Annotated in this window: 16 protein-coding genes and 2 tRNA genes; 7 read left to right on the top strand and 11 right to left on the bottom strand. The window is 69.2% G+C overall.

What is annotated here, in order from left to right; translation table 11 throughout:
• Positions 1-23 precede the first annotated feature (23 nt).
• Both bluB and HBB12_RS17235 read right to left on the bottom strand, forming a co-directional pair.
• Positions 24-659 (bottom strand): 5,6-dimethylbenzimidazole synthase, encoded by a 636-nt coding sequence (gene bluB / locus HBB12_RS17240; protein ID WP_236990469.1) that lies wholly within the window; start codon positions 657-659, stop codon positions 24-26.
• Positions 656-5,518, bottom strand: coding sequence for an NAD-glutamate dehydrogenase (locus tag HBB12_RS17235; protein WP_236990468.1), 4,863 nt, complete (start codon positions 5,516-5,518; stop codon positions 656-658). Before HBB12_RS17235 ends, bluB begins: the two co-directional genes overlap by 4 nt.
• 221 nt (positions 5,519-5,739) lie before the next feature.
• Here HBB12_RS17235 and HBB12_RS17230 point away from each other — a divergent pair, with 221 nt between their 5' ends.
• Positions 5,740-6,315, top strand: coding sequence for a peroxidase-related enzyme (locus tag HBB12_RS17230; RefSeq protein ID WP_442919366.1), 576 nt, complete (start codon positions 5,740-5,742; stop codon positions 6,313-6,315).
• 100 nt (positions 6,316-6,415) lie between these two features.
• Positions 6,416-7,195, top strand: coding sequence for an ABC transporter permease (locus HBB12_RS17225; RefSeq protein ID WP_236990466.1), 780 nt, complete (start codon positions 6,416-6,418; stop codon positions 7,193-7,195).
• Positions 7,196-7,857: 662 nt separating this feature from the next.
• On the opposite strand, the gene HBB12_RS17220 is transcribed toward HBB12_RS17225, so the two are convergent.
• The 3 genes from HBB12_RS17220 to HBB12_RS17210 all read right to left on the bottom strand — a co-directional run bounded on the left by HBB12_RS17220 (position 7,858) and on the right by HBB12_RS17210 (position 8,645).
• Positions 7,858-7,942 (bottom strand) — tRNA-Leu (locus HBB12_RS17220).
• 189 nt (positions 7,943-8,131) lie between these two features.
• Positions 8,132-8,216: transfer RNA gene (locus tag HBB12_RS17215), tRNA-Leu, on the bottom strand.
• A 123-nt stretch (positions 8,217-8,339) separates the two neighbouring features.
• The gene (locus tag HBB12_RS17210; protein ID WP_203154711.1) at positions 8,340-8,645 is read right to left on the bottom strand and encodes a FliM/FliN family flagellar motor switch protein; all 306 of its coding nucleotides are present in this window, start codon (positions 8,643-8,645) and stop codon (positions 8,340-8,342) included.
• 60 nt (positions 8,646-8,705) lie between these two features.
• On the opposite strand from HBB12_RS17210, the gene lipB reads away from it, so the two are divergent.
• The 3 genes from lipB to HBB12_RS17195 all read left to right on the top strand — a co-directional run bounded on the left by lipB (position 8,706) and on the right by HBB12_RS17195 (position 11,872).
• A complete protein-coding gene (gene lipB / locus HBB12_RS17205; RefSeq protein ID WP_236990465.1) occupies positions 8,706-9,422 on the top strand; it encodes a lipoyl(octanoyl) transferase LipB in 717 nt (238 codons plus the stop codon).
• Between the two features lie 138 nt (positions 9,423-9,560).
• Positions 9,561-10,688, top strand: a complete 1,128-nt coding sequence (locus tag HBB12_RS17200; RefSeq protein WP_236990464.1) for an ATP-binding protein — start codon at positions 9,561-9,563, stop codon at positions 10,686-10,688.
• Between the two features lie 188 nt (positions 10,689-10,876).
• Positions 10,877-11,872 carry a TIM44-like domain-containing protein gene (locus HBB12_RS17195; RefSeq protein WP_236990463.1) on the top strand — a complete coding sequence of 332 codons (996 nt, stop codon included), beginning with the start codon at positions 10,877-10,879 and terminating at the stop codon, positions 11,870-11,872.
• A 115-nt stretch (positions 11,873-11,987) separates the two neighbouring features.
• Here the strand turns inward: HBB12_RS17195 and HBB12_RS17190 are convergent, their stop codons facing one another.
• From HBB12_RS17190 to HBB12_RS17175, 4 genes are all read right to left on the bottom strand, one after another.
• The gene (locus HBB12_RS17190) at positions 11,988-12,668 is read right to left on the bottom strand and encodes a DUF4142 domain-containing protein (RefSeq protein WP_236990462.1); all 681 of its coding nucleotides are present in this window, start codon (positions 12,666-12,668) and stop codon (positions 11,988-11,990) included.
• Positions 12,669-12,811: 143 nt separating this feature from the next.
• Complete coding sequence (locus HBB12_RS17185; RefSeq protein WP_236990461.1) at positions 12,812-13,204, bottom strand: hypothetical protein; 393 nt, start codon at positions 13,202-13,204, stop codon at positions 12,812-12,814.
• A 110-nt stretch (positions 13,205-13,314) separates the two neighbouring features.
• Complete coding sequence (locus HBB12_RS17180; RefSeq protein ID WP_236990460.1) at positions 13,315-13,977, bottom strand: Uma2 family endonuclease; 663 nt, start codon at positions 13,975-13,977, stop codon at positions 13,315-13,317.
• Between the two features lie 46 nt (positions 13,978-14,023).
• The gene (locus tag HBB12_RS17175) at positions 14,024-14,572 is read right to left on the bottom strand and encodes an HNH endonuclease (protein ID WP_048450649.1); all 549 of its coding nucleotides are present in this window, start codon (positions 14,570-14,572) and stop codon (positions 14,024-14,026) included.
• Between the two features lie 619 nt (positions 14,573-15,191).
• Here HBB12_RS17175 and HBB12_RS17170 point away from each other — a divergent pair.
• Positions 15,192-17,864, top strand: a complete 2,673-nt coding sequence (locus HBB12_RS17170; protein ID WP_236990459.1) for a DUF3772 domain-containing protein — start codon at positions 15,192-15,194, stop codon at positions 17,862-17,864.
• Positions 17,861-18,376, top strand: a complete 516-nt coding sequence (locus tag HBB12_RS17165; RefSeq protein WP_236990458.1) for a CAP domain-containing protein — start codon at positions 17,861-17,863, stop codon at positions 18,374-18,376. Before HBB12_RS17170 ends, HBB12_RS17165 begins: the two co-directional genes overlap by 4 nt.
• 1,458 nt (positions 18,377-19,834) lie before the next feature.
• Here the strand turns inward: HBB12_RS17165 and HBB12_RS17160 are convergent.
• Both HBB12_RS17160 and HBB12_RS17155 read right to left on the bottom strand, forming a co-directional pair.
• Entirely contained in the window at positions 19,835-21,379 is a 1,545-nt protein-coding gene (locus tag HBB12_RS17160) for a GGDEF domain-containing protein (protein WP_236990457.1), read from the bottom strand.
• A 239-nt stretch (positions 21,380-21,618) separates the two neighbouring features.
• Complete coding sequence (locus tag HBB12_RS17155) at positions 21,619-22,449, bottom strand: OmpA/MotB family protein (RefSeq protein ID WP_236990456.1); 831 nt, start codon at positions 22,447-22,449, stop codon at positions 21,619-21,621.
• Between the last annotated feature and the right edge of the window lie 19 nt (positions 22,450-22,468).

The following is a 22,468-nucleotide window of genomic DNA, read 5'->3' as shown; positions in this document are numbered from 1 at the left end:
CGCAATCCGGGTCTGCGCCGCGCTCAGCGCTCCGTCATCGTTCCCGCCTCCTGCCGCTCCTGCCAGCCGTGCCGCACCAGTTCCGGGTCGGCATGCTCCTCCACCGGGTAGCCGACGCACAGATAAGCGATGAGCCGCCAGGACGGCGCCACGTCGAGGACGGCGGCGACCTCCTCGGGGCACAGGATCGAGACCCAGCCGACGCCGAGGCCGTGGCTGCGCGCCGCGAGCCAGAAGGTGTGGACCGCCGTGACGGCGGAGTAGCGCAGCATCTCCGGCATGGTGGCCCGGCCGAGGCCGTGGCCGGCCCCCGTGGCCTCGTCGCAGAACACCGCGAGATGCACCGGCGCCTCGCGCAGGCCCGCGAGCTTGAGGCTGCGATAGGCGCTGGCCCGGGCGTCGTCGTAGGAGGCCGCCGCCGCGTCGTTGCAGCGGGTGAAGCTCGCCGCGACCGCTGCGCGCCGCTCAGGGTTCGAGACCCGGACGAAGCGCCAGGGCTGGCTGTTGCCGACCGAGGGGCTGAGGCAGGCGAGCGCCAGGCTCTCCCGCAACGCCTCCTCCGGTACCGGATCGGGACGGAAGCGCCGCACGTCGCGGCGCCAGGCGACCAGGTCCGCGAAGCGGGCCCGGAAGTCCGCCCCGAATTCCGGCGCGCTCATCGCTGCGCCAAGTCCTTCTGCGCCAAATCCCCGAGCAGGCTCGCCGCCACCGAGACCTTCGAGACCGTGAGGCCCGAGGCGGCGATGGCCGCGACCGCGGTGCGGATGCGGGCGAGCGAGGCGCCGCGGGCCTGGCCCCAGGCCTCGACCGCGGCGGCGCCTTGCGCGTCGAAGGCGGCGGCCTCGGCGGTCAGCGCCCGGTGGGCGCCGGCGATGCCGGAGATCGCGCGTTCCAGGGCGATGCGGTCGAAGGTGTCGGCCACCGGTACCGCCCGGGCGGCGGCCGCGAGGGCATTGAGGCGGAAGAGGTCGGCCAGCGCGAAATGCGTCGCGGCGATCGCCGCCGGCGGGCGCCCGGTCGCCTCGGCGACCTGGACGATGTCCGGCGCCGCACCCAGCTCGCCCAACGCGGCGAGGCGGGAGGCCAGGGCGTCGGGCACGCCGTGATCGACCAGGGTCCGGATACGCCGGGCCAGGGCCTCGGCGGCGGCAGGCGGCAGGGCGCCCGGCAAGGCCGCGGAGACCGCCGCGATGCCGTCGCGGTAACGCGCCACCGCCGCCTCGATGCCGCCCGGCGCCGCCTCGCCGTTGCGGATGAACCAGACCATGCGCTGGCGCAGCAGGTCCTGCAATTCGGCGTAGAGCGCGAGCTGCTGGTCGCCGGAGATCGCGCCGTCGAGCCCGTCCACCGCCTTGTTGAGCTCCATCAGCCCGAAGGCGTCGCGGGTCACCGCGAAGGCGGCCGCGATGGCGGCGGCCTCGGCGCCGGTCTCGTCGGACAGCCGGCTGACGAGCGTCGGCCCGCCGCGGTTGACGATGGCGTTGGCGAGACTCGTGGCGATGATCTCCCGGCGCAGGCGGTGGCTCTCGACCGCGTCGGGATAGCGGGCGACCAGAACCGGCGGGAAGGACCGCTCCAGCTCCCGGGCGAGATACGGATCGTCCGGCACCGCGGAGTCGAGGAGCGCGTCCTTCAGCGACAGCTTGGCGTAGGCGAGCAGCACCGCCAGTTCCGGCCGGGTCAGGCCTTCGCCGCCCTGCGCCCGCTCGGCGAGCACCGCATCGGAGGGCAGGAACTCGACGTTGCGGTCGAGGCGCCCGTCGGCCTCCAGCCCCTGCATCAGCCGGGCGGCGAAGCCCGTCTCGGTCGTGGCGGAGCGCTGGGCGAGCGACAGGGCCAGCGTCTGGAGCTGGTTGTTGCGCAACACCAGGTCGGCCACCGCCTCGGTCATGCCGGAGAGGAGCGCGTTGCGGCTTTCCGGGCTGAGCCGCCCGTCGCGCTCAGGCGTGGCGAGGGCGATCTTGATGTTGACCTCGACGTCCGAGGTGTTGACGCCGGCCGAGTTGTCGATCGCGTCGGTGTTGAGGCGCACCCCGCGCCGCGCCGCCTCGATCCGGCCGCGCTGGGTGAGACCCAGATTCGCGCCCTCGCCGACGACCCGGGCGCGCAATTCGGCGCCGGTGATGCGGATCGCGTCGTTGGCCCGGTCGCCGGCCTCGTCGTCGCTCTCGGCAGCCGCGCGGACATAGGTGCCGATGCCGCCGAACCACAGGAGATCGACGGGCGCGCGCAGGATCGCCTGCATCACCTCGGCCGGCGTCGCCTCCGCCCGGTCGAGCCCGAGGCGGGCCCGCACCTGCGGCGACAGCGGCACGGTCTTGGCCTGGCGCGAGAACACCCCGCCGCCGGCCGAGATTTTTTGCCGGTCGTAATCGGCCCAGGACGAGCGGGGCAGATCGAACAGGCGCTTGCGCTCGGCGTAAGCGACGGCCGGATCGGGATCGGGATCGAGGAAGATGTCGCGGTGGTCGAAGGCGGCCACCAGCTTCAGGCAGCGCGACAGCAGCATGCCGTTGCCGAACACGTCGCCCGACATGTCGCCGACGCCCACGACCGTGACCGGCTCGGCCTGGATGTCGATATCGACCTCGCGGAAGTGGCGCTTCACCGCCTCCCAGGCGCCGCGGGCGGTGATGCCCATCTGCTTGTGGTCGTAGCCCTGGCTGCCGCCCGACGCGAAGGCGTCGCCGAGCCAGTGATGCGCCTCCAGCGACAGGGCGTTGGCGATGTCCGAGAAGGTGGCGGTGCCCTTGTCGGCGGCGACCACCAGGTAGGCGTCGTCCTCGTCGTGTCGCACGGTGGCGGGAGGCGGCACGATCCGGCCGTCGACGATGTTGTCGGTGAGCGAGAGCAGCGTGCGGATGAAGATCCGGTAGCTCTCGGTGCCCTCCTGCATCCAGGCCTGGCGGTCGCTCGTCGGGGGCAGGCGCTTGGGGAAGAAGCCGCCCTTGGCGCCGACCGGCACGATCACGGCGTTCTTGACCTGCTGCGCCTTGACGAGGCCCAGCACCTCGGTCCGAAAGTCCTCCGGCCGATCCGACCAGCGCAGGCCCCCGCGGGCGATGTAGCCGAAGCGCAGGTGCACGCCCTCGACGCGGGGCGAGTAGACGAAGATTTCGAAGAGCGGCCGGGGCAGCGGCATCCCGTCGACCTTCGCGCAGCGGAACTTGAACGCGATGGTCTCGGGGGGAAGGCCGTTGCGGCCGATCTGGAAGAAGTTCGTGCGCTGCGCCGCCTCCACCAGGTTGACGAAGCGGCGCAGGATCCGGTCCTCGTCGAGGCTGGTGACGTTCGCCAGATCCGCCTCGATCTCGGCCCGCACCGCGTCCTGCTGCGCGGCGCGGTCGCCGTCGAGGCGGGGGTCGAAGCGGGCGTAGAACAGCGCCACCAGGCGCCGGGCGAGGGCCGGATGGCGCGACAGCGTCGCCGCCAGATAATCCTGGCCGTAGCGGATGCGCAACTGGCGCAGGTAGCGGCCGAGCGCCCGCACGAGCGCCACGTCGCGCCAGCCGAGTCCGGCTTCCAGCACCAGGCGGTTATAGGCGTCGGATTCGGCGAGATCGCGGGCGAGCGCGAGCAAAGCCGCCTCGACCGGTCCTTCCACGGCGGCCACGTCGACCGGGCCGCCGCCGGCGCGCTCCAGCACCATGTCGTGCAGGAAGACCCGGGCGCCGGCACCCTCCGGCTTGAGGCGGTAGGAGCGCTCGTCGATGACCCGGAAGCCGAGATTCTCCAGGACCGGCACCCGCTCGGAGAGCGGCAGGGCGGTGCCGCGGGAAAAGACCTTCAGGCCGATCCGGGTGTCGGGGTCGCCGGGGCGGCGGAACAGGTCGACCGCCCGGGGTTGGCCTTCCGAGATCCGCTCCAGGATGGCGATGTCGGGGAGCGCCTGGGCGCCCGAATACATCTCACGATAGCCGGCCGGGAAGGCGTCGGCATAGACGGCGGCGAGGCCGCGGGCATCGCCGCCGCGGCTCTGGCTCAATGACTCGCGCAGGGAATCGGCCCAGGTGCGGGCGAGATCGGCGATGCCGGCCTCGAGCGCGCCGGCATCGATCTCCTCCGGCGGCGCGCCGGGTGTGGCCACGATGACGTGGAGGCGCGCGAGCGGGCCTTCCGGGTAATCCGGCGCGATGGTCGAGACCCGGCCGCCCAAGGCCTCCGCGAGGTAGGCGCCGATCCGGGCCTGGAGCCGGGCGTCGGTGCGGTCCTTCGGCAGGTAGGCGAGCAGCGAGACGAAGCGGCCGAACTTGTCGGGCCTTGCCAGCACCCGCACCCGCGGCCGGTCGGCGAGCGACACGATGGCCAGCGCGAAGCGCAGGAGGAGGCCCGGCTCGATCTGGAACAGGTCGTCGCGCGGATAGGTCTCGAGGACGTGGAGGAGGGAGCGCCCGGCATGGCTCGTCGGGTCGAGGCCGGCCTTGGCGACCACCCGGGCGACCTTGCGGCGGAGATACGGCACTTCCTCGGCCCGGCTCGCATAGGCGCTGCCGGTGAACAGGCCGACGAGGCGCAACTCGCCCGAGAGCTGCCCGTCGCTCGCGAACAGCTTGATCCCCACCATGTCGAGATGGGCCTGCCGACGCACCCGCGAGCGCAGGCTCGCCTTGGTGACGAGGAGCGCTTCCGGCCCCTCCAGGAAGGCGCGGATCTCCGGCGTCACCGCCACCATGGCGTCGCCGCGGCGCAGGACCTCGATGGCGGGATCGCGCAGGAGGCCGAGCCCGCTGCCGGTCACGCCGGCATGGTCGGCGCCGTCCCGGTCGCGGTACTCGCGCAGGCCCAGCAGCACGAAATGCCCGTCGCGCAGCCAGTCGAGGAAGGCGCGGGCCTCCGACACTTCCTCGCGCGCCAGCGGCGCCGGCGCCTCGGCGAGCCCCGCCGCCGCCTCGGCGAGCCGCTCTACCATCGCCGTATGGTCGGCCGCCGTCACGGCGACGTCGGCATAGATCCGGGCGAGGCTCGCGGCGAGCGTCGCGCGGGCGGCTTCGTCGTCGATGCGGTCGAGGTGGACGTGGATGAAGCTCTCGCGGGCGAGGCCCTCGGCGTCGGGTCCGCTCTCCTGTGCGGTGGTCTCGCCGACGACCCGCACCAGGGCGCCGTCCGCGTCGCGCTCGACGCCGAGGATCGGGTGGGCGACGAGGCGGGGCTGGTAGCCGCGGGCGACGAGCTCAGCGAGCGTCGAATCGAGCAGGAACGGCCGGTTGGCGTTGACCGCCTCCAAGACCGTGAGGTCGCGCCGGCGCCCGTCCCGCTCCACCTCGCTATCGGAGAGGCGCACCGCGCTGATCGTGCGGGCGGGCCGCGCCGCGGCGAGATGGGCGCGGGCGGCGAGCGCCAGGTCGGCCAGGGCCTCGGGCGGATAGGCGGTCAGGTCCTCCGGCGCGACGCGCCCGAAGAGGTCGCGGACGAAGCCGCCGGGTCCCCCCCGGTCCTCCGCCAATGCCGCCGCGGCGGCGATCAGGTCGGTTCGGCTGGCCTTCGCTTCGGGGGTCGCGGTCGCGGTCGAGGGTTCCACGTTCGGCCTTCCTCTTCTGCTCGTCCTCTGCCGAGGGCGAGCGGAGCGGTGGCACAGCGTCGGGAGCCCCGCAAGCCCGGCCTCGCTCTGCGAAGGCAAACTGCCTATAGCTGAGGCACGATGATCGGGAGGGCAGGGGCATGAGCGGCGGCAGGACGAAGGCGGGACGGAAGCCCGAGACCGGCGAGCGGCCGGTCCCGCAGGAGACCGAGGAGCGGGTGATGGCCCTCGACCTCCCGCCCTCGCCCGACCTGTCGCCGGAGATGCGGGCCTATTTCGACAAATGCCGCGAGAAGATCGGCTTCGTGCCGAACGTGCTGCTGGCCTATGCCCACGACACCGCCAAGCTCGAGGCTTTCGCCGCCCTCTACAACGACCTGATGCTGGCGCCCTCCGGCCTGTCGAAGCTGGAGCGCGAGATGATCGCCGTGGCGGTGTCGAGCGTGAACCGCTGCTATTACTGCCTCACCGCGCATGGTGCCGCCGTCCGCAGCCTCTCGGGCGATCCGGTGCTGGGCGAGATGATGGCGATGAACTACCGCGCCGCCGACCTCTCGCCCCGCCATCGCGCCATGCTCGACTTCGCGGTGGCGCTCACCGAGGCGCCCTGGACCATCGAGGAGGAGGACCGCGAGGCCCTGCGCGATGCCGGCTTCTCCGAGCGCGACCTGTGGGACATCTCCGCGGTGACGAGCTTCTTCAACATGTCGAACCGCATGGCCTCGGCCGTCGACATGCGCCCGAACCGCTCCTACCACGGCGAGGCGAGGGCCTTGCCTGGTCCGGACGAGGCCTGACCGGTCACCCGGTTGCCGCATTGTCGGCGTAAGGGCGCTGCCGATGCATGAACCGGGTCGGGGGCGCTCCCTTGCGTCGTCGACCGAGCGGGAGCGGTGGATGGCGTACCAGGCGAAGTCGGCGCTCGAGGTCCAGCTGGACGTGCTCGGCGCACTCATGCTGCGCGACATCCGCACCCGCTTCGGCGGCACGATGTGGGGTTACTGCATCGCCGTCGGATGGCCCTGCGCCCACGTCCTCGTCATCACCGGCTTCTACGCCGTCCGGCACATGCCGACGCCGATCGGCGACAGCATCGTGCTGTTTGCCGTCTCCGGGTTGTCGCCGTATATCATCATGAACTATACGGCCCGAAAGATGATGGAGGGTCCTCTCCAGAACAAGCAGCTCATTTATTTTCCGCAAGTCAAATTCTTCGACGTCGTCATGTCGCGCGCTCTCGTCGAAATCTGTACCAGCAGCCTCAGTATTTTCTTGGTATTCTTCATCGCGGCATGTTGCGGTGCGCAGGTCCTTCCGCATGATGCGTTTGCATTTTGTGAAGCCATGCTGCTTGCGTTATGCTTTGCTCTGTCATTGGGGTTTTTGAATGTTTTTATATCGCAAATATTTCCGCCGTGGCAGATCGGCGTCATCGTTCCAATGCTTATCATGTATTTTACTAGCGGCGTCGTCTTTGTGACCGAATCGATGCCTGCCGTCATCTACGAATACGTGCAGTGGAATCCCTTGATGCATATCGTCAAGGTCTGCCGGTCGTCGTTCTATCCGGGTTACGGTGCGGATGCGTCGATCCTGTACGTGCTCATGGTGTGCGGAACGCTGTTGATGGCCGGTCTTCTGGGTATCCGTTTCATCGTGCCGCGCTTCTACAACTGAGGCAGGGTGCATCGACGCCGCAACGGACGAGAGGGGATGCGCGCGCAGCCAGATCGTCCCGCGGCGGGCAAGGGCTGTTCGGGGACGGGGAGAGGTGTGCGATTCCCCTACGTTCCACAGTAGACCACCGACAGGTCGGTGAACCGCGCCGCTGCTCCGGCTATTCGATTTTGCATCACGTTCTGCGGCGAACCGGGCTATCCGCGTCGTCGGACAAAATGCGCAGGCGCCTCCGAGGCCTGCCGAGCAGGCGCCTCGAGATGAGGTCGTGGATGGGGGGGATAAGCCCGATCTCGGCGGACTTCACACGGCTGCGGCGTACCCCGCCGCGCGCCCATCGGAGGACGTGCCGCGCTCGATCCCTCGAGGGTTCTTCCTCCGGATAAACCTGTACGAGGGGGGTTGCGGGCATCGGCGGAATGTCCGGTCTTCGCGGACGGGGCGCCGCAGGCGCGCCGTGCGGAGACGTCCGGGGCCGCCGCAGTGCCGTCCTGACGGTGTCCCGCCCGGCGACCAGACCGAACGCATATCCTGCATCGGCCGGACGGACCGCGCGTCGATCGCTCAGTGAGAGAGTCGGTGATCGGTTTCCGGAGCGCTCGGCTTCCGGAGAGAGAACCCTGCCTCATGAGCGGGTCCGGCCTTCCTGCGCATCGGCAGGATGGTGCGGCCGAGAGGACTCGAACCTCCACTGGTTGCCCAACTAGCACCTCAAGCTAGCGCGTCTACCAATTCCGCCACGGCCGCGGAGAATGCCGGACATCGAAAACCGGTCCAGCCAATCTGAAAAACCTACATCAATGACCATCAGGGCAGCAGAGCGGCCCTCTTCGTCGGCAACCTCGCCCGGCTCACACTCTCGACGAGGATCGAGATGCTCACACCGAACCCGGTTTCCATTCCAACCCGCTGCGGTCATGGACCCCGCGGGATGAATGGTGCGGCCGAGAGGACTCGAACCTCCACTGGTTGCCCAACTAGCACCTCAAGCTAGCGCGTCTACCAATTCCGCCACGGCCGCGGAGCGCTTGTTCTCGCCGGAACCGGCGGGGCGGGGGTGAGACCCGTCCGAAGCGAGGCTGCGAATACCAGTCCCCTCCCGGGGACGCAAGCGCCCCGATATCGATCCGGCGAACATTCTCGCCTAGAGGGCGTCCGACAGGGCGCCGAGCAGCCCGGCGCTGCCGTCGCCGATGCGGATGCCGGGCTCCTGCACCACCTCGGCCTTGCGGATCAGCTCCGTGACCTCCACGGAGATGCGGTTGCCGGTGACCACGATCTGCCCGCGGGCGATCGGGTGGTTGTTGGCGAGGATCTCGACCATATCGGAGTCGGTCGAGTCGAGTTCGATGACCGCGCCGCGGCCCATGCGCAGCAGCATGTGGATCGGCATCCGGGTCTGCCCGAGCACGACCGCGAGGTCCACCTTGAGAATGTCGAGTACCGCCAACGGACGCACCCACCCTGACCACGAGATGATGCGACAACAATCTGCTCTTATGGTGAAGCCTTGGTAAACGACCGGCTCGGAACCGCTCCCGGCAGCCTCCTGCCCGCCCCCGGCAGCCCCCCCGTCGAGTGGGTCGTTCGCGACGCGCTCCTCGACTACCGCGAAGCGGAAGGCGCGATGGAGGCGCGGGCGGCCGCGATCTCAGAGGGCCGCGCCCTGGAGCGCGTCTGGCTCGTCGAGCACCCGCCGCTCTACACCGCCGGCACCTCCGCCAGGGAGGCCGACCTGGTGGCGCCGGAGCGCTTCCCGGTCCACCGCACGGGGAGGGGAGGGCAATACACCTATCACGGCCCCGGCCAGCGGGTCGCCTACGTGATGCTCGACCTCAACCGGCGTCGGCCGGACCTGCGCGCCTACGTGGCCGCCCTCGAGGCCTGGCTGATCGCGACCCTCGACGCCTTCACGGTGCGGGGCGAGCGCCGGGAGGACCGGGTCGGGGTCTGGGTGCGCCGGCCGGAGAAGGGGCCGGGCGTCGAGGACAAGATCGCGGCGATCGGCATCCGGGTGCGGCGCTGGACGACCTTCCACGGCATCAGCCTCAACGTCGAGCCGGACCTGTCGCATTTCTCCGGCATCGTGCCGTGCGGCGTGCGCGAGCACGGCGTCACCAGCCTGGTCGATCTCGGCCGGCCGGTGACGATGCCGGAGGTCGATGCGGTGCTGCGGGGGCGCTTCGAGGCGATCTTCGGGCCCACGGTGCTGGTCGACGACGAATGAGCGGGCTTAAGCCGGCCGGCGCCGGGCCTCGCCGTTTCCCCGCAGCCCGGACTTGCTCTAGAATGGGGCCCGAGACCGCGGCGATGCCGCGGCCGCCGCGAGGGGGGCTCCCTTCCCGCGCATCACGGAGGTCCGCCCGTGACGGATGTCCCCGCGCCAGTGCCGGCCGCTGAGGCGCCGGGGGAGGCCGGGCTCCTGCGCGCCGTCCTCTCGGCCGCCCCCCTGCCGTCCCTGCTGGTCGCGCCCGGCCCCTCGGGCGCGGTGTGCTTCGCCAACCCGGCCGCCCTCGCCCTCTTCGGGGAAGCGCCCGCCGGCCTCGCCGGCCTCGGTGCCGAGCCGGAGGCCGAGGTGGCGTTGCGCGCGCTGCTTGCCGCCGACGGGCCGGCGAGCGCCGAGGTGCTGCTGCGCCGGCACGACGGCGCGACGCTCTGGGCGCTCCTCCATCTCTCGCCGGTGGCGGGGGCGGAGCCGTGCAGCCTCGTCCAGGTCGTCGAGACCTCCCGCTGCCGCGACCTCGAGGCGGCGCTCAGCCTGGCGGAGCGGCGCGAGGCTTTGGGCCAACTTACCAACGGCGTCGCGCACGAGTTCAACAACCTGCTGCAGATCCTGGTCGGCTACGTCGACGGCCTGCGCCGGCGCCTCGGCGAGCATCCGGACGCCTTCGTCCAGCGCGCGCTCAGCCGTTCGACCGACGCCGCCGAGCGCGCGTCGTCGCTCACCCGCCACCTCCTCGCGTTCTCGCGCAGGCACCGGCCCGAGCCGCGGCCGGTCGACCTCAACGGCCTGCTGCGCGACTACCGGGAGCGGGCGCTGGGCGTCCTGGGGGAGGGGATCGCCCTCGACCTCGATCTTGCCGGCGATCTGTGGATCGCCTGCGTCGATCCGATCCAGACCGAGCTGATCCTGCAGATCCTGCTGCGCAACGCCGCCGAGGCGATGCCGGCGGGCGGGTGCGTCACGATTCAGACCTGCAACCACGGCGGCGAGGGCGTGGCCGCCGACGGGGCGGCGGGGCGCCACGTCGCGCTCACCCTGGCGGATACCGGGGCCGGCATGCCGCCGGAGGTGCTGGCCCGGGCGCTCGAGCCGTTCTTCACCACCCGCGAGCCCGGCCGCGGCACGGGGCTCGCCATCCTCAACGCCCTGGTCAAGCGCCAGAACGGTGCCGTCGCCCTGCGCAGCAGCCCCGGCGAGGGCACGGTGGTGCGCCTCACTTTCCCGGCTGCCGCGACCCCGCGGTCGCAACGAAGTGCCGCCGCACGATAATCCCGGTCAACTCAAAAATTTATCGCTTGGCAGATCTGGCGCCGATCGGCGACTCTTCATCGGGTGTAGTGAGAATCCGGAAGGCATTCGGCGCGATGCCTCCCTTCTACTGCGCCACCCGCACCCCCATATGCGGGCCAAGGGGCGGGCCGCCCCTCACTGGTGATGGCACGAGGCGACACGAACCGATGATGACCCCCTTCTCCCGCGGCCGCCGGACGGCTCTGGCTCTCGGCCTGGCGGCCCTGATGGCCGTGGCGGCGACGCCCGGCGAGGCGCGTCCCGGCGGCGGCGGCTCCATGGGCTCGCGCGGCAGCAAGACCTTTTCGGCGCCGGCTCCGACGACGACCGCTCCGGGCGCCGCAGCACCGATGCAGCGCTCGATGACCCAGCCCGGCTCGCCGATGGGCGCGCCTGCGGCGCCGCAGCGGCGCTTCGGCGGCGGCTTCTTCGCCGGCCTGCTCGGTGCGGGTCTGCTCGGCGCCCTGATCGGCGGCGGCTTCTTCGGCGGCCTTGGCGGCATCGCCTCGTTCCTCGGCCTGCTGCTCCAGGTCGGCCTGCTGGTCGGCGTGGTGATGCTGGTGATGCGCTTCCTGCGCCGTCGTCGGGAAGAACCGGCCATGGCGGGCGCCTATCACCGCAGCGGCCCGGCTGCCGGCCCCGGCGGCCCGCTCGGTGGCGGGCTGGGCGGTGGTCTCGGCGGAGGCCTTGGTGGCCTCGGTGCCGGTCTCGGCGCGAATGCCGGTGGTGGGGCTGCCGCGCAAGGTCGCCCGCCCCAGCGCGACGAGGTCGGTATCGGCCCGCAGGATTTCGACGCCTTCGAGCGCACGCTGACCCAGGTCCAGCTCGCCTACGGCGCCGAGGATGCCGCCACCCTGCGCCGCCTCACCACGCCGGAGATGTTCGGGTATTTCGGCGAGGAGATCAGGGCCAACGCCGCCCGCGGCGTGGTCAACAAGATCGCCGACGTGAAACTGCAGCAGGGCGACCTCGCCGAGGCTTGGCGCGAGGGTCCGGTCGACTACGCCACCGTGGCGATGCGCTACACCTTGCGCGACGCGCTGATCAGCCGGGCCAACGGGCAGGTCGTCGAGACCAACCCCTCCGAGGCGACGGAGGTCTGGACCTTCATGCGCCAGCGCGGCGGCGAATGGGTGGTCTCGGCCATCCAGCAAACCCGGTAACGGTTTGGTCGCGGGGAGCGCATCTCTCCCCGCTGCCCTCAGAGCGGAGCCCCCGATCCCGCCCGGATCGGGGGCTTTTCTTTTTTCGTTACGTGACGGGGCGGCATCCGGCCGCTCAGCCCTCGCCTCCGCCCATCATCCGTTGCATCTGGGAGAGCTGCGAGATGTGCAGCCGGATCAGCGGCAGGGCCCCTTGGGCGATGCGGCGCAGGGCCAGATCCTCGCCGCTCTGCGCGTAGGTGCCGTGGACTGCCATCGCCTCCCGGTGGCCCTGGAGCGAGGCGTTGACGAAGGCGGCGTCGTTTTGCGGACCGCCCTGCATTCCGGAGAGCTGCGCCTGGATCTGCGCCTTCTGCTCGTCCGAGGTCATGCCGCTGGGAGACGCACCTCCGGGAACCCCGAGCACACCGCCGACGGTGCCGGCCGCAGCGCCAGCTACCCCACCCGCGACCGCGAGCGGCGCCGCCACCAGGCCGCCGACGAGCCCACCCGGACCGGGCTGGCCGCCGCCGACCGGCACCGCGATCGTGCCGCCGGTCACCCGATCGATCTTGTTGGCGAGCGTGACCTGCTCGGTCACCTCCGCCCGCGCGAACTTCTTGACCCGCGGATTGCCGGTCTTGGCGAAGGCGTCGCGTGCGGTGCTCTCGAGAAAGAGGCCGCCCTTGGTGGCCATCGCCAGGTAGACGGGCGTCGGCATGGCGCCGGCCGGTATCGGTTGCGCCACGGCGGTGCGGGTGACCGCGAGGGACGCGGTGGCGGTGAGCAGGCTGACCAGGACGTCGCGACGGTGCATGGATGAGGCTCCCGGGACGGCACGCATCCCGGCGCTGCCGCCCCGGATGCTCGGGGGGAGTAATTGTCCCGCCCGACCGGTGTTCCGTCGTGCCGCGTTCCGGTCCGCGCCCGCGGCGATATCGCGCAGATGCGAATCGCGCCTCAGGCCCGCCGCGGCCAGGGCTCCGGCTGCCTGCGCCGGGTCCAGCGCCGCCACGGCCGGCTCATCAGGACGAAGGCCAGCACCACGCCGGCGGCGTACCAGGCGTGCATGCTCTCGTAGCCGCCCTCCGGCGTCCAGGCGAAGCCGCCCAGGAACACGTAGGAGACGGCCGCCGCCAGGGTGCGGAAGGCGAGCAGCCAGGGATGCTGCAGGATCGGGTCGCCGTTGACGAGGGCGATCCCGAGCCCCGTCAGGGCGAAGAGCACGCCGCCGAGCGGCAGGCCCAGGAACAGCGAGAGCACGGCGCGCAGGAACAGCCCGGGCCAGTCACGGCGGCGGCGGCGGGTGGGCGCAGTGGGCGCGGTGGCGTCGGTCACGGTCGTGTGCGGCATGCGGCTTTCGGCGCTGGCGGGCCGCGCGACGGCGCGGCCTCGACGGGACAAGCGTCCAGCGTGTAGCGCAATCCGCGCCGGTCCCTCCAGGGTGTCGCGCGGTCAACCGGTCAGGTTCGATGCGGGCGAGCGCGGCGCGGCTGCCAGCGCGTGTCCCGGTAGAGGTCCCCCACCTTGCAGGCGAGACCCATCGACGGAATCGCGAGATCGTCGCCGAGGCCGGTCAGCACCCGGCAGGTCCAGCCGTCGGCCTCGCGGGCATGCAGCGTCACGTGCACGCGCTCCTGCTCCACGACGAGGATGGCCCGGCAGGGGCCATGCTCGCGATAGAGCCGGACCTTCACGTCGATCCAGCGCGCGCCGCTGACCGGCGTCAGGTCCTCGTCGGTGCTGGAGACCACCTCGGCGAGCAGGGTCGCCGCGTCGGTGAAGCGCTTGCCCCCGACCACGTCGTCGTAGGCGACCACCGCGACATCGGGCTCTGGTTTATAGGCGCCGTTCCGCTCCATCTCTACCAGGATGGAGCGGGGCCAGGGGAACTCGATGCCCGGCCGCTGGACGGCGTAGAGGCTCTCGTCGTGGTCCCGCAGCGCGGCGTTGAGCAGGGTCTGGAGGTTCGTCGCGATGACGTTGTGCTCCATGAGGGGCGGCGTCATCATGACCGGAACCCCCTCGATCAGTTCCCAGCGCTCGTCATCCGGCCGCTCCGCCTGGAAGGCGCGGAACTCCGATCCCGACATCCGGGATGCGCGCGCGACCGCCGCGACAGGCATGGTTCCGCTCCTCCTTGCGACCGGTCCAGGCCGGCCCGCCGCCCACTCAGGTCTCCAACTCGCTGTCCCAGTACAGGTAGTCGATCCAGGTGTGGTGGTACTGGCGGTGGTCGAATTCCGGCTGGCGGCGGTGCAGCTCGTGGCGGCTCGGCCGGCGCGGCTCGTTGAGGAGGGGCATCTCGGCCTCCTCGGGGGTGCGGTTGGCCTTGCGCAGGTTGCACGGGCTGCAGGCCGCGACCACGTTCTCCCAGCTCGACTGGCCGCCGCGGGAGCGCGGCACCACGTGGTCGAAGGTCAGGCCGCCCGACGGCAGGCGCAGGCCGCAATACTGGCACGAGAACGTGTCGCGCAGGTAGATGTTGTAGCGCGTGAAGGCCGGGCTGCGCGCCATGGCGACGTAGCTCTTGAGCGCCACCACGCTCGGCACCCGCAGGGAGCGGCTGGGCGAGCGCGCCTCGACGTCGTAGCTCGCCACCAGGGTGACGCGGTCGAGGAACAGGGCCGTGAACGCATCCTTCCACGACCACAGGGAAAGCGGATTGTACGAGAGCGGCCGGTAATCCGCGTTGAGCACGAGGGTTTGAAGGTCCAGCATCATCCTGCCCTGGCGACGGGCCGACCGCAGCGAGGAGAGCCGGCACGCTGCCGGTCCTCGCGGTGCTCGCCAGGAGAGGGGATGGGGACCATCGCCTATCCTCCGAGCCGGTCGGGGAGAGTGGGAGGACACGGCGGATGCCCGCCACGGCCGCTCGGGGAGCGGACGCCTTGGGGCGCGGCCGGGATGCGATCCGGGCGCCGTCTGGGCTGCTGATGAGGGGCGGTCACCGACTTCCTCCCGCAGCAGAACGAAAAGGCCGAGTCCATGGGGGCTTAGTCTAATAGGAGCATGACAGGGTTGTGAAGGTTTCGCGCCGGGGCGTCTCGTCACGCCTCACACGAATTCGCCGCCCGAGGGCTCCGGCGCCGCCTCCCGCCCTGCGAGGGGCCGGCCGGCCCGGATTCTGGCGCCCCGGATTTTCGCCCCATTGATCGGCGATGCCGCCGCCCGTCTCGTTTCCCGAACGTCCGGTTTCCCCTCCGGACGGGTGACCTAGGTAGACGGCTCGAACCGACCCCATCGCGAGGATCGCCGGCCGGAGCGCCGGTCGTCCCGCCGTGACCGATCGCAGGGCCGCCGGGAGACGAGCCCGACACGCGGGTGAGAAGGATTGCGCATGAGACAGCTTCGCCGATGGACGATCGCCCTGGCGGCCGTGCTGCTGAGCCCCGGGCTCGCGGCGGCGCAGGGCCACGTCGCGAAGCCCGAACGGGCCACGGTCGCGCAGGCGCCGGCACCCGCCGGCCAGCCGGCGGCGAAGGATGCGAAACCCGCCGCCGCGCCCGCTGCACCTGCGGAAGCCCCCAAGGAAGCCCCCAAGGAAGCGCCCAAGGAAGCCACCAAGCCGCCGCCGCAGACCCCGATCTCCGAGCAGATCAAGCAGATCCGCGCCCAGCTCGACGCCGAGAAGGCGGACCTCGACCAGCGCGAGCAGGCCCTGACCCACCGGGAGCTGAACAAGGACGACCTCGCCCTCCTGCGCGAGGGCATCCCGCCGGTGGCCGATCGCCTGCGCCAGGTCGTCGACCATCTCGGGCCCCGGCTGGATGCGGCCAAGGAGCGGCTGAACCAGCTCGGGCCCAAGCCCAAGGAGCCCGAGGGTGCCGACGTGGCGCAGGAGCGGGCCCAGCGCGAGGCCGGCGTCGCCGAGATCGACGACACCCTGCGGCTTGCCCGCTCGCTCCTGGTGCAGAGCGAGCAGATCACCGACCAGATCAGCAACCGCCGCCGCGCCGCCTTCACCCGCGCCCTGTTCGAGCGCACCGACGGCCTGGTGAGCCCGAACCTGTGGATGCGGGCCACCAGCGACTACGCCCGCGACTTCCGGGCGCTGAAATCCTCCCTCGACGATTCGGTCGTCCAGGTCCAGCGCCGGGGCACGGCGCTCAACCTGTTCCTGCTCGCGCTGGCGATCGGCGTCTCGGTGGCGCTGTATGTCGGGCGCCGGCACATCGCCCCGCGGGTCGGCCACCGCTCGTCCAAGACCGCGCAGCCGACCCGCTACGCCCGGGTGATGGCGGCCTGGCGCGTCTTCCTCGTCGGCGCGGTGCCGGCGGTGCTCGGCAGCTTCCTCGTCGGCTACACCCTCGACGTCACCGAGCTGCTGCCCCTGCGCCTGCTGCCGGCCGCCCACCGGATCGTCGCCTCGCTCGCCTTCGTGGCGGTGGTCGAGGCGATGGCCGATGCGCTCCTCTCGCCCGACCGCCCGGCCTGGCGCCTCGTCGCGATGACCGACGCCACCGCCGAGCGGCTGAACCGCCTGATCATCGCCATCGCCTCGGTGATCGCGGTCGGGCGCACCATCGAGGGCCTGAACGAGGGCATCTCGCTCAGCCTGCCGATCACCATCGTCACCAAGGGCGTCTTCGCCGCGGTGGTCGCCGTGGTGCTGGCCGAGGGCCTGCGCCGGTTCGCCGCGCGGGCCGAGGAGACCGACGAGGCCTGCCTCGGCCCCTACATCGCGGCCGAATCGACGACCGGCATCGGCGGCCCCTTGCGCATCCTCGGCTGGATCGTGGTGGCGGCGATCGGCGTCTCGGCGCTGGTCGGCTACATCGCCCTGTCGTCGTTCCTGATCGACCAGCTGATGTGGACCGCGATCGCCGCGGCGATCCTCTACCTGGCGATCTCGAGCGTCGACGCGGTGGTCAGCTCGGCGCTCCAGGACGATTCGCGCATCGCCACGGCGCTCCAGGCCAATACCGGCCTGCGCAAGCGCTCGCTCAACCAGATCGCGGTGCTGATCTCGGGCTTCGTCCGGGTGCTGCTGCTCACCGCCGCGGGCGTGCTGCTGCTGGCCTCCTGGGGCGTCGATTCGACCGACATCTTCTCCTGGGCCCAGGCCGCGTTCTTCGGCTTCACGGTGGGCGGGGTGACGATCTCGCTCTCGACCATCGCCCTCGCGCTCGGGCTGTTCACGCTCGGTCTCGTCATCACCAAGGCGATCCAGCGCTGGCTCGAGAATACCTACCTGCCGGCGACCGATCTCGATCCGGGCCTGCGCAACTCGATCTCGACGGTGAGCGGCTATGTCGGCTTCCTGCTCACCCTGGCGCTCGCCTTCTCGTATCTGGGCCTGAGCCTCGAAAAGCTCACCATCGTCGCCGGTGCCCTGTCGGTCGGTATCGGTTTCGGCCTGCAATCGATCGTCAACAACTTCGTCTCCGGCCTGCTGCTGCTCTGGGAGCGGCCGATCCGGGTCGGCGACCTCGTGGTGATCGGCGACAACGAGGGCTATGTCCGCCGCATCAGCGTACGCTCGACCGAGATCCAGACCTTCGACCGCTCGGCCGTGATCGTGCCGAACTCGAACCTGATCTCCGGCGTGGTGAAGAACCGGGTGCGCGGCGACCGCACCGGCCGGGTCACCATCACGGTCAGCGTCCTGCGCAACCAGGACCCGGTCCACGCCGCCGAGCTGATCGCCGGTTGCGCCAAGGCCCATGCGGAGGTGCTGAAGGAGCCGCCGCCCCGTGTGGTGTTCCGCAAGATCGGCGATCCCTTCCTCGAATTCGAGCTGATCGCGATGATCACCGACGTCGGCTCGCAGGCGAAAGTGCAGAGCGACCTCAACTTCGCGGTGTTCAAGACCTTGTCGGAGGAGGGTCTGATCCCCAATCTCGGACCCGGTGCGAGCATCGTCACGGTTCAGGGGCTGGACGCGATGCAGGACGCCATGGGGCAGATCGCCCGCATGACGACCCCTGCCGCGCTGCGCCCCGAATCCCGGAACGAGGCCCGTCCCGAGCCCGAGGCCGAGCGTCGCAAAACCCCCGAGACCGTGCCGTGATCCTCCTTCCCGCCGCGCTGAAGCGTATTGCCTTGCTGGCCCTGCCGCTTTCCCTCGCCGCCTGCTCGGCGAGCGAGGCGACGCGGGTCTCGACCGGGGCGGCGGGACCGAGCCTGTACTGGCCGATGGCGGCGACGGGGGCGCAGATCGATGCCGGCGCGGCCCAGGCGATGATCGCCGCCTATCGCAGCAACAAGGGATTGCCTCCGCTCGCCCTCGATCCCGGCCTCCAGCGCCTCGCCGAGACCGAGACCGCCGCGATGGCCGCCGCCGGCCGGCCGAGCCAAGCGGATATCGTCAAGACGGTGGCCGCCCGGATGGGCTATCCGGAGCCGGCCGCCAACCTCTCGGCCGGCTATCACACCCTGGCCGAGGCGTTCTCGGGGTGGCGCGAGAGCCCGTCCCACAACGCCGTGATGCTCGATCCCACGGCGACCCGGATGGGGATTGCGACGGCCTATGCGCCGGGGTCGAAGTACAAGGTGTACTGGGCGTTGCTGGTGGCGAAGTAGCTACGACGTTATGCGTGCTATATGATAATTGCTAGTTTATTTTTACTTATTTATCTATATAATTGAAAATATGTAGTTGCAATGACAAAGCTTGGCGAGATATATTTACTTTTATTGGGTCTTCTGCGGACATGTTAATTGTGATGTCAATGCTTTATAGTAGATTTAATTATTCAATAGGTCGATGGCTGCCATTCTTTGCAGTAATCAGGGAAATTTGCTGCGTGCTTTCGCGGCATCCGTCGTGAGCGGTCATATCTATATAAGCGTATAGCAATGTCATTATCTGGCAGATTTTTGTTATTTTTGAGAAATATAGACATATAATTGCTATAGTTTCCCATATGAAGTCTCCAATATAGTATGGATGTGGGGGACTTAATTGGCAAAAATGCACGTTTAGGCAAATCGAAATAATCGGAATCTGCCTTGTACGCAATTCTTAAAAGAAGTTTTTTTGCGTCTGTTTGCGAGAAGTGCTTCGAAGACCAAAACCCTCTCACGATGGATAGTACATAAAGAAAGTCACAATAATAATATCTCAAATTTTTCATCGGATTTCCATTGGGAGAATCGTCGAATTCCTGTAATACTACGCCGCCGCCTCCGCCGTGCATCCCGCATGGGTGTCCATCAATCGTCAGATCAAAGTTCGTATTTGACTGATCGTAAAACGACGGCCTGAAGAAATCGCATCTGATTTTCCATGACGATGTTTTCGACGAGAATGCTTTCGTTTTTAGTTGAATAGGAATGTAACAATAAGATTCCTCTAGTGTGATATCGTAGCCGCATTCATCAATTTCCGGGTCATTCATCAGAAGATGGGCATTATTTTTTATGGCAAAGTAGCTCATTTCCGACTTAAACCAACTCTTTAACCACCTTTCGCGCTGGTTCATAAAGTGAGGGTCTTTAAATGCGCCTGACATTGCTAAAGTCCGTGCGTCTAAATGGCATCATTTAGGAATTTAGCGAGATACATTTTAAAGAAAGATAAACGTGAAATCTGAAGACTTTTATGCATACCGAGCTGCAGCATGCAGATACAATTACAAGTATCTGTAAATAAAACAAAAAACTAATTAAAATATACATACAGAAAGATAATTTTTAATATCGGCGACTGTTTATACTGTTGCAGCCGCTGCATACGGTTTTTGAATTGTCCCCGTCACTTGATGGTTGGTTTATTATCCGAACCGTTCAGAAATAGCGCTTGATATTGGCTTTACACAAGATGGCATTTAAGCAGTGACCGGGGTGCTGCCGTCCAGAACCTTGCAAAAGCTGACGGCGTGGTCGGCCGAAAACCCTCAGGCAGGAGTGGCGCAAGATTTCGCCTCACGTTTCTATGACCCTCAACTCGACAGAGAGCCTGAGGGAACGCCTCTGCATATGAGTCGGGATCAAAATACATGGAGTATTGGGCTTTGCTGGTGGCGAAGTAGCCGTCCGTCAGACCGCCTGGATCGCCTCCGGCGCTGCGGGCGACGCCCGGACGCCGTCCGTCTGAGCGTGGGGCGCCGCGGCGCTCTCCACCCGGTTCCGCCCGGCCGCCTTGGCGGCGTAGAGCGCGGCATCGGCCTGCGCGAGCAGCGCATCCAGGGCCTGCGGCAGGCCGGCCTCGCAGGTCGCGACGCCGAAGCTGGCGCTCAGCCCTGCAAGCGGCAGGTGCGTTCCGCCCGCATGGTCCTCGCCCGGGAGGGACAGGGCCGCCACCCGCAGCCGCAGGTGCTCGGCGGTCATCCAGGCCTCCGCCGCGCCGCTGCCGGGCAGGAGAATGGCGAATTCCTCGCCGCCGAGCCGTCCCAAGGCCGCGTCTTCGCGCAAGCCCGCTCGCAGCAATGCAGCCACCGCGACCAGCACCCGGTCGCCCTGGGCGTGGCCGAACCGGTCGTTGATCTGCTTGAAATGGTCGATGTCGATCATCAGCACCGCCGCCGGCCGGCCCGCTGCGGGCAGCTCGGCCAGCAGCGCGCCGGCGCGTTCGAGGAAGGCCCCACGCTGCAGAACCCCGGTCAGGTGGTCGTAGCGGGCGACGTGGTCGAGCCGGCGCAGCAGGTCGTTGCGCGCCGCGTTGACGATGGCCACCGCCATCGGCCCGAGCGCCACCAGGGCGATGCCGAGGCGCGCCGACAGCATGGCGTTGATGTAGAGCAGGTTGATGTCCGGCAGCCGCAGCAGCCCCAGGGCGATGGCGAAGAGCTGGGCGGTGCTCAGGAGCGCCGTCAGCACCATCGTCGGAAACACCGGGTAGCGCAGCGCGCACCAGATCAGCGCCGGAACCGGCAGGGCCAGGACGCCCGGTCCGCCGAGCAGAATGGCGAGGGCCAGGGACGCAACGAGGGCGACGACCGGCAGGATGTCGGGGAAGTGCCACCGGCGCGACGGCCACAACTCCGCCAGCAGGCGCCGCGCTGACCCAGGTTGCGGCGCGGTGAGGAAGAGCGGCAGCAGGAGGATGTCGATGGCGACCTGGCCGTGGAACCAGTCGAGCAGGCTGGGCAGCAGAGGCCGCCCGAACAGCACCGGGCCGGCCGCGCCGCCGATGGCCGCCTCGGCCCCGGCGCTGGCGAGGCAGACGATCAGCAGCGACAGCATGGTGCGCGGCTGGTCGAGCCGGCGCGCGCCGACCGGCAGGCAGCGTGCCGCCGCCCGGTAGCCCGCCGCCACGCCGGCCATGTTGGCGCCGTTGAGCCACAGATTCGCGAGCCAGCCCGTGCCGGCGAGCAGATCCGCCGCCAGGTAGGCGACGAAGGCCCCCAGCCACCCCGCTCCGGTGGCGCGTCCGGGATTGCGCAGCAGCATGCCGAGCAGGACGGCATTCGCCGGCCAGAACAGCGACAGCGGGCCCAGCAGCCGGGTCAACAAGGCGGAGAACAGCGCGCAGGGCAGGATGATCGCCGCGGCCCAGCAGAAATCCCGAACGGCCCGCCGGGCCCACTCCCCGGGCTCGGTCGCCTCGGACGAGCCGAAGGAGGACGCAGTCGGAAGATGCATGCGGCGGACTCTCGGGCGGCCTTGGCGCGGTGGACAGGCCTTGTCGTCGGGCCTGCGGCGAGGCGGCACCGCCTGCTTCGAGCCACGTCCGCTTCAGGTCAGATCGTGGCTCGGGTTATCATGCTTCAGCGATAGGGCCCAAGTTCTCACGGCTTATGTCGTGCGGGTTTCGTCGCTCCTTGACAACGTCTTCCCCTTGCCTCCGAGCCTGACTGAAGGACCCCACACGACGCTCGACCTTACGGAAATCCCACCCCCCGCGGCGTCGGCGGCGCCTCGTTGAGAAGCGTCACCGTCACCCGGCGGTTGGCCGGCAGGTACGGATTATCCGGGAACAGCGGCTCGGTATCGGCCTTGCCTGACACGGAAGCGAAGCGGTCGCCCGGCAGGCCGTTGCCGGCCAGGATCTCGCGCACGCTGACGGCACGGCCGGCCGACAGCTCCCAGGGCGGGGCGGCGGGGCGGCGGCCGGGGCGGTCGGCGGCGGTGTAGCCGGTCACCGCGATGCGGTTGGGCAGCCGGCGCAGGGTGGGCACGATCCGCTCCAGCACCTGGCGGGTGCGGTCGTTCGGCCGGGTCGAGCCTTCCGGGAACATCGAGCGGTTGTCCTGGTCGACCAGCGAGATGTCGAGGCCCCGTGCCGTCACCTCGATCACGATGCTCTTCGACAGTTCGGCGATCTCCGGCAGGTCCTGCAACGCCTGGCGCAGGGACGTCACCGCCAGGCCGAACCCGTCCTTGTAGGAGTTGCGTTGGGTCCCATTGGCCAGCACCTCGTCGGGGCTGGGCGGCTCGGGCTTGTCGGTCGCCTGCTCGGGGGCGATGTCGCGGGTGTCGCGCGGCTTGGTCGCGCCGGGCAGGCCGGCCTTCTCGATGATGCCGTTGAAGCGCGACTCGCGGTTGTTGCCGAAGGCGTCGCGCATCGAGCCGGCCACCGCCTGGAGCTTCTTCTGGTCCTGCGTCGAGTAGGCGGCGATCATGACGAAGAAGCTCATCAACAGCGCCATCAGGTCCGCGAAGGTCACGAACCAGCCGTGGCCGCCATGGGCCCCGCGCTTCTTTCTAGCCACCGCTCAGGTCTCCTCGAAG

The organism is Methylobacterium sp. SyP6R (assembly GCF_019216885.1).
Taxonomy (GTDB): Bacteria; Pseudomonadota; Alphaproteobacteria; order Rhizobiales; family Beijerinckiaceae; genus Methylobacterium.
This window is presented reverse-complemented; position numbering and strand designations above follow the sequence as displayed.

What these genes read in the sequence shown, in the direction of transcription:
- bluB (WP_236990469.1), bottom strand. Translation starts at nt 659, where the DNA reads ATGAGCGCGCCGGAATTCGGGGCGGACTTCCGGGCCCGCTTCGCGGAC.
- HBB12_RS17195 (WP_236990463.1), top strand. Translation starts at nt 10,877, where the DNA reads ATGATGACCCCCTTCTCCCGCGGCCGCCGGACGGCTCTGGCTCTCGGC.
- HBB12_RS17185 (WP_236990461.1), bottom strand. Translation starts at nt 13,204, where the DNA reads ATGCCGCACACGACCGTGACCGACGCCACCGCGCCCACTGCGCCCACC.
- HBB12_RS17230 (WP_442919366.1), top strand. Translation starts at nt 5,740, where the DNA reads ATGGCCCTCGACCTCCCGCCCTCGCCCGACCTGTCGCCGGAGATGCGG.
- HBB12_RS17170 (WP_236990459.1), top strand. Translation starts at nt 15,192, where the DNA reads ATGAGACAGCTTCGCCGATGGACGATCGCCCTGGCGGCCGTGCTGCTG.
- HBB12_RS17225 (WP_236990466.1), top strand. Translation starts at nt 6,416, where the DNA reads ATGGCGTACCAGGCGAAGTCGGCGCTCGAGGTCCAGCTGGACGTGCTC.
- HBB12_RS17190 (WP_236990462.1), bottom strand. Translation starts at nt 12,668, where the DNA reads ATGCACCGTCGCGACGTCCTGGTCAGCCTGCTCACCGCCACCGCGTCC.
- HBB12_RS17180 (WP_236990460.1), bottom strand. Translation starts at nt 13,977, where the DNA reads ATGCCTGTCGCGGCGGTCGCGCGCGCATCCCGGATGTCGGGATCGGAG.
- HBB12_RS17160 (WP_236990457.1), bottom strand. Translation starts at nt 21,379, where the DNA reads ATGCATCTTCCGACTGCGTCCTCCTTCGGCTCGTCCGAGGCGACCGAG.
- HBB12_RS17175 (WP_048450649.1), bottom strand. Translation starts at nt 14,572, where the DNA reads ATGCTGGACCTTCAAACCCTCGTGCTCAACGCGGATTACCGGCCGCTC.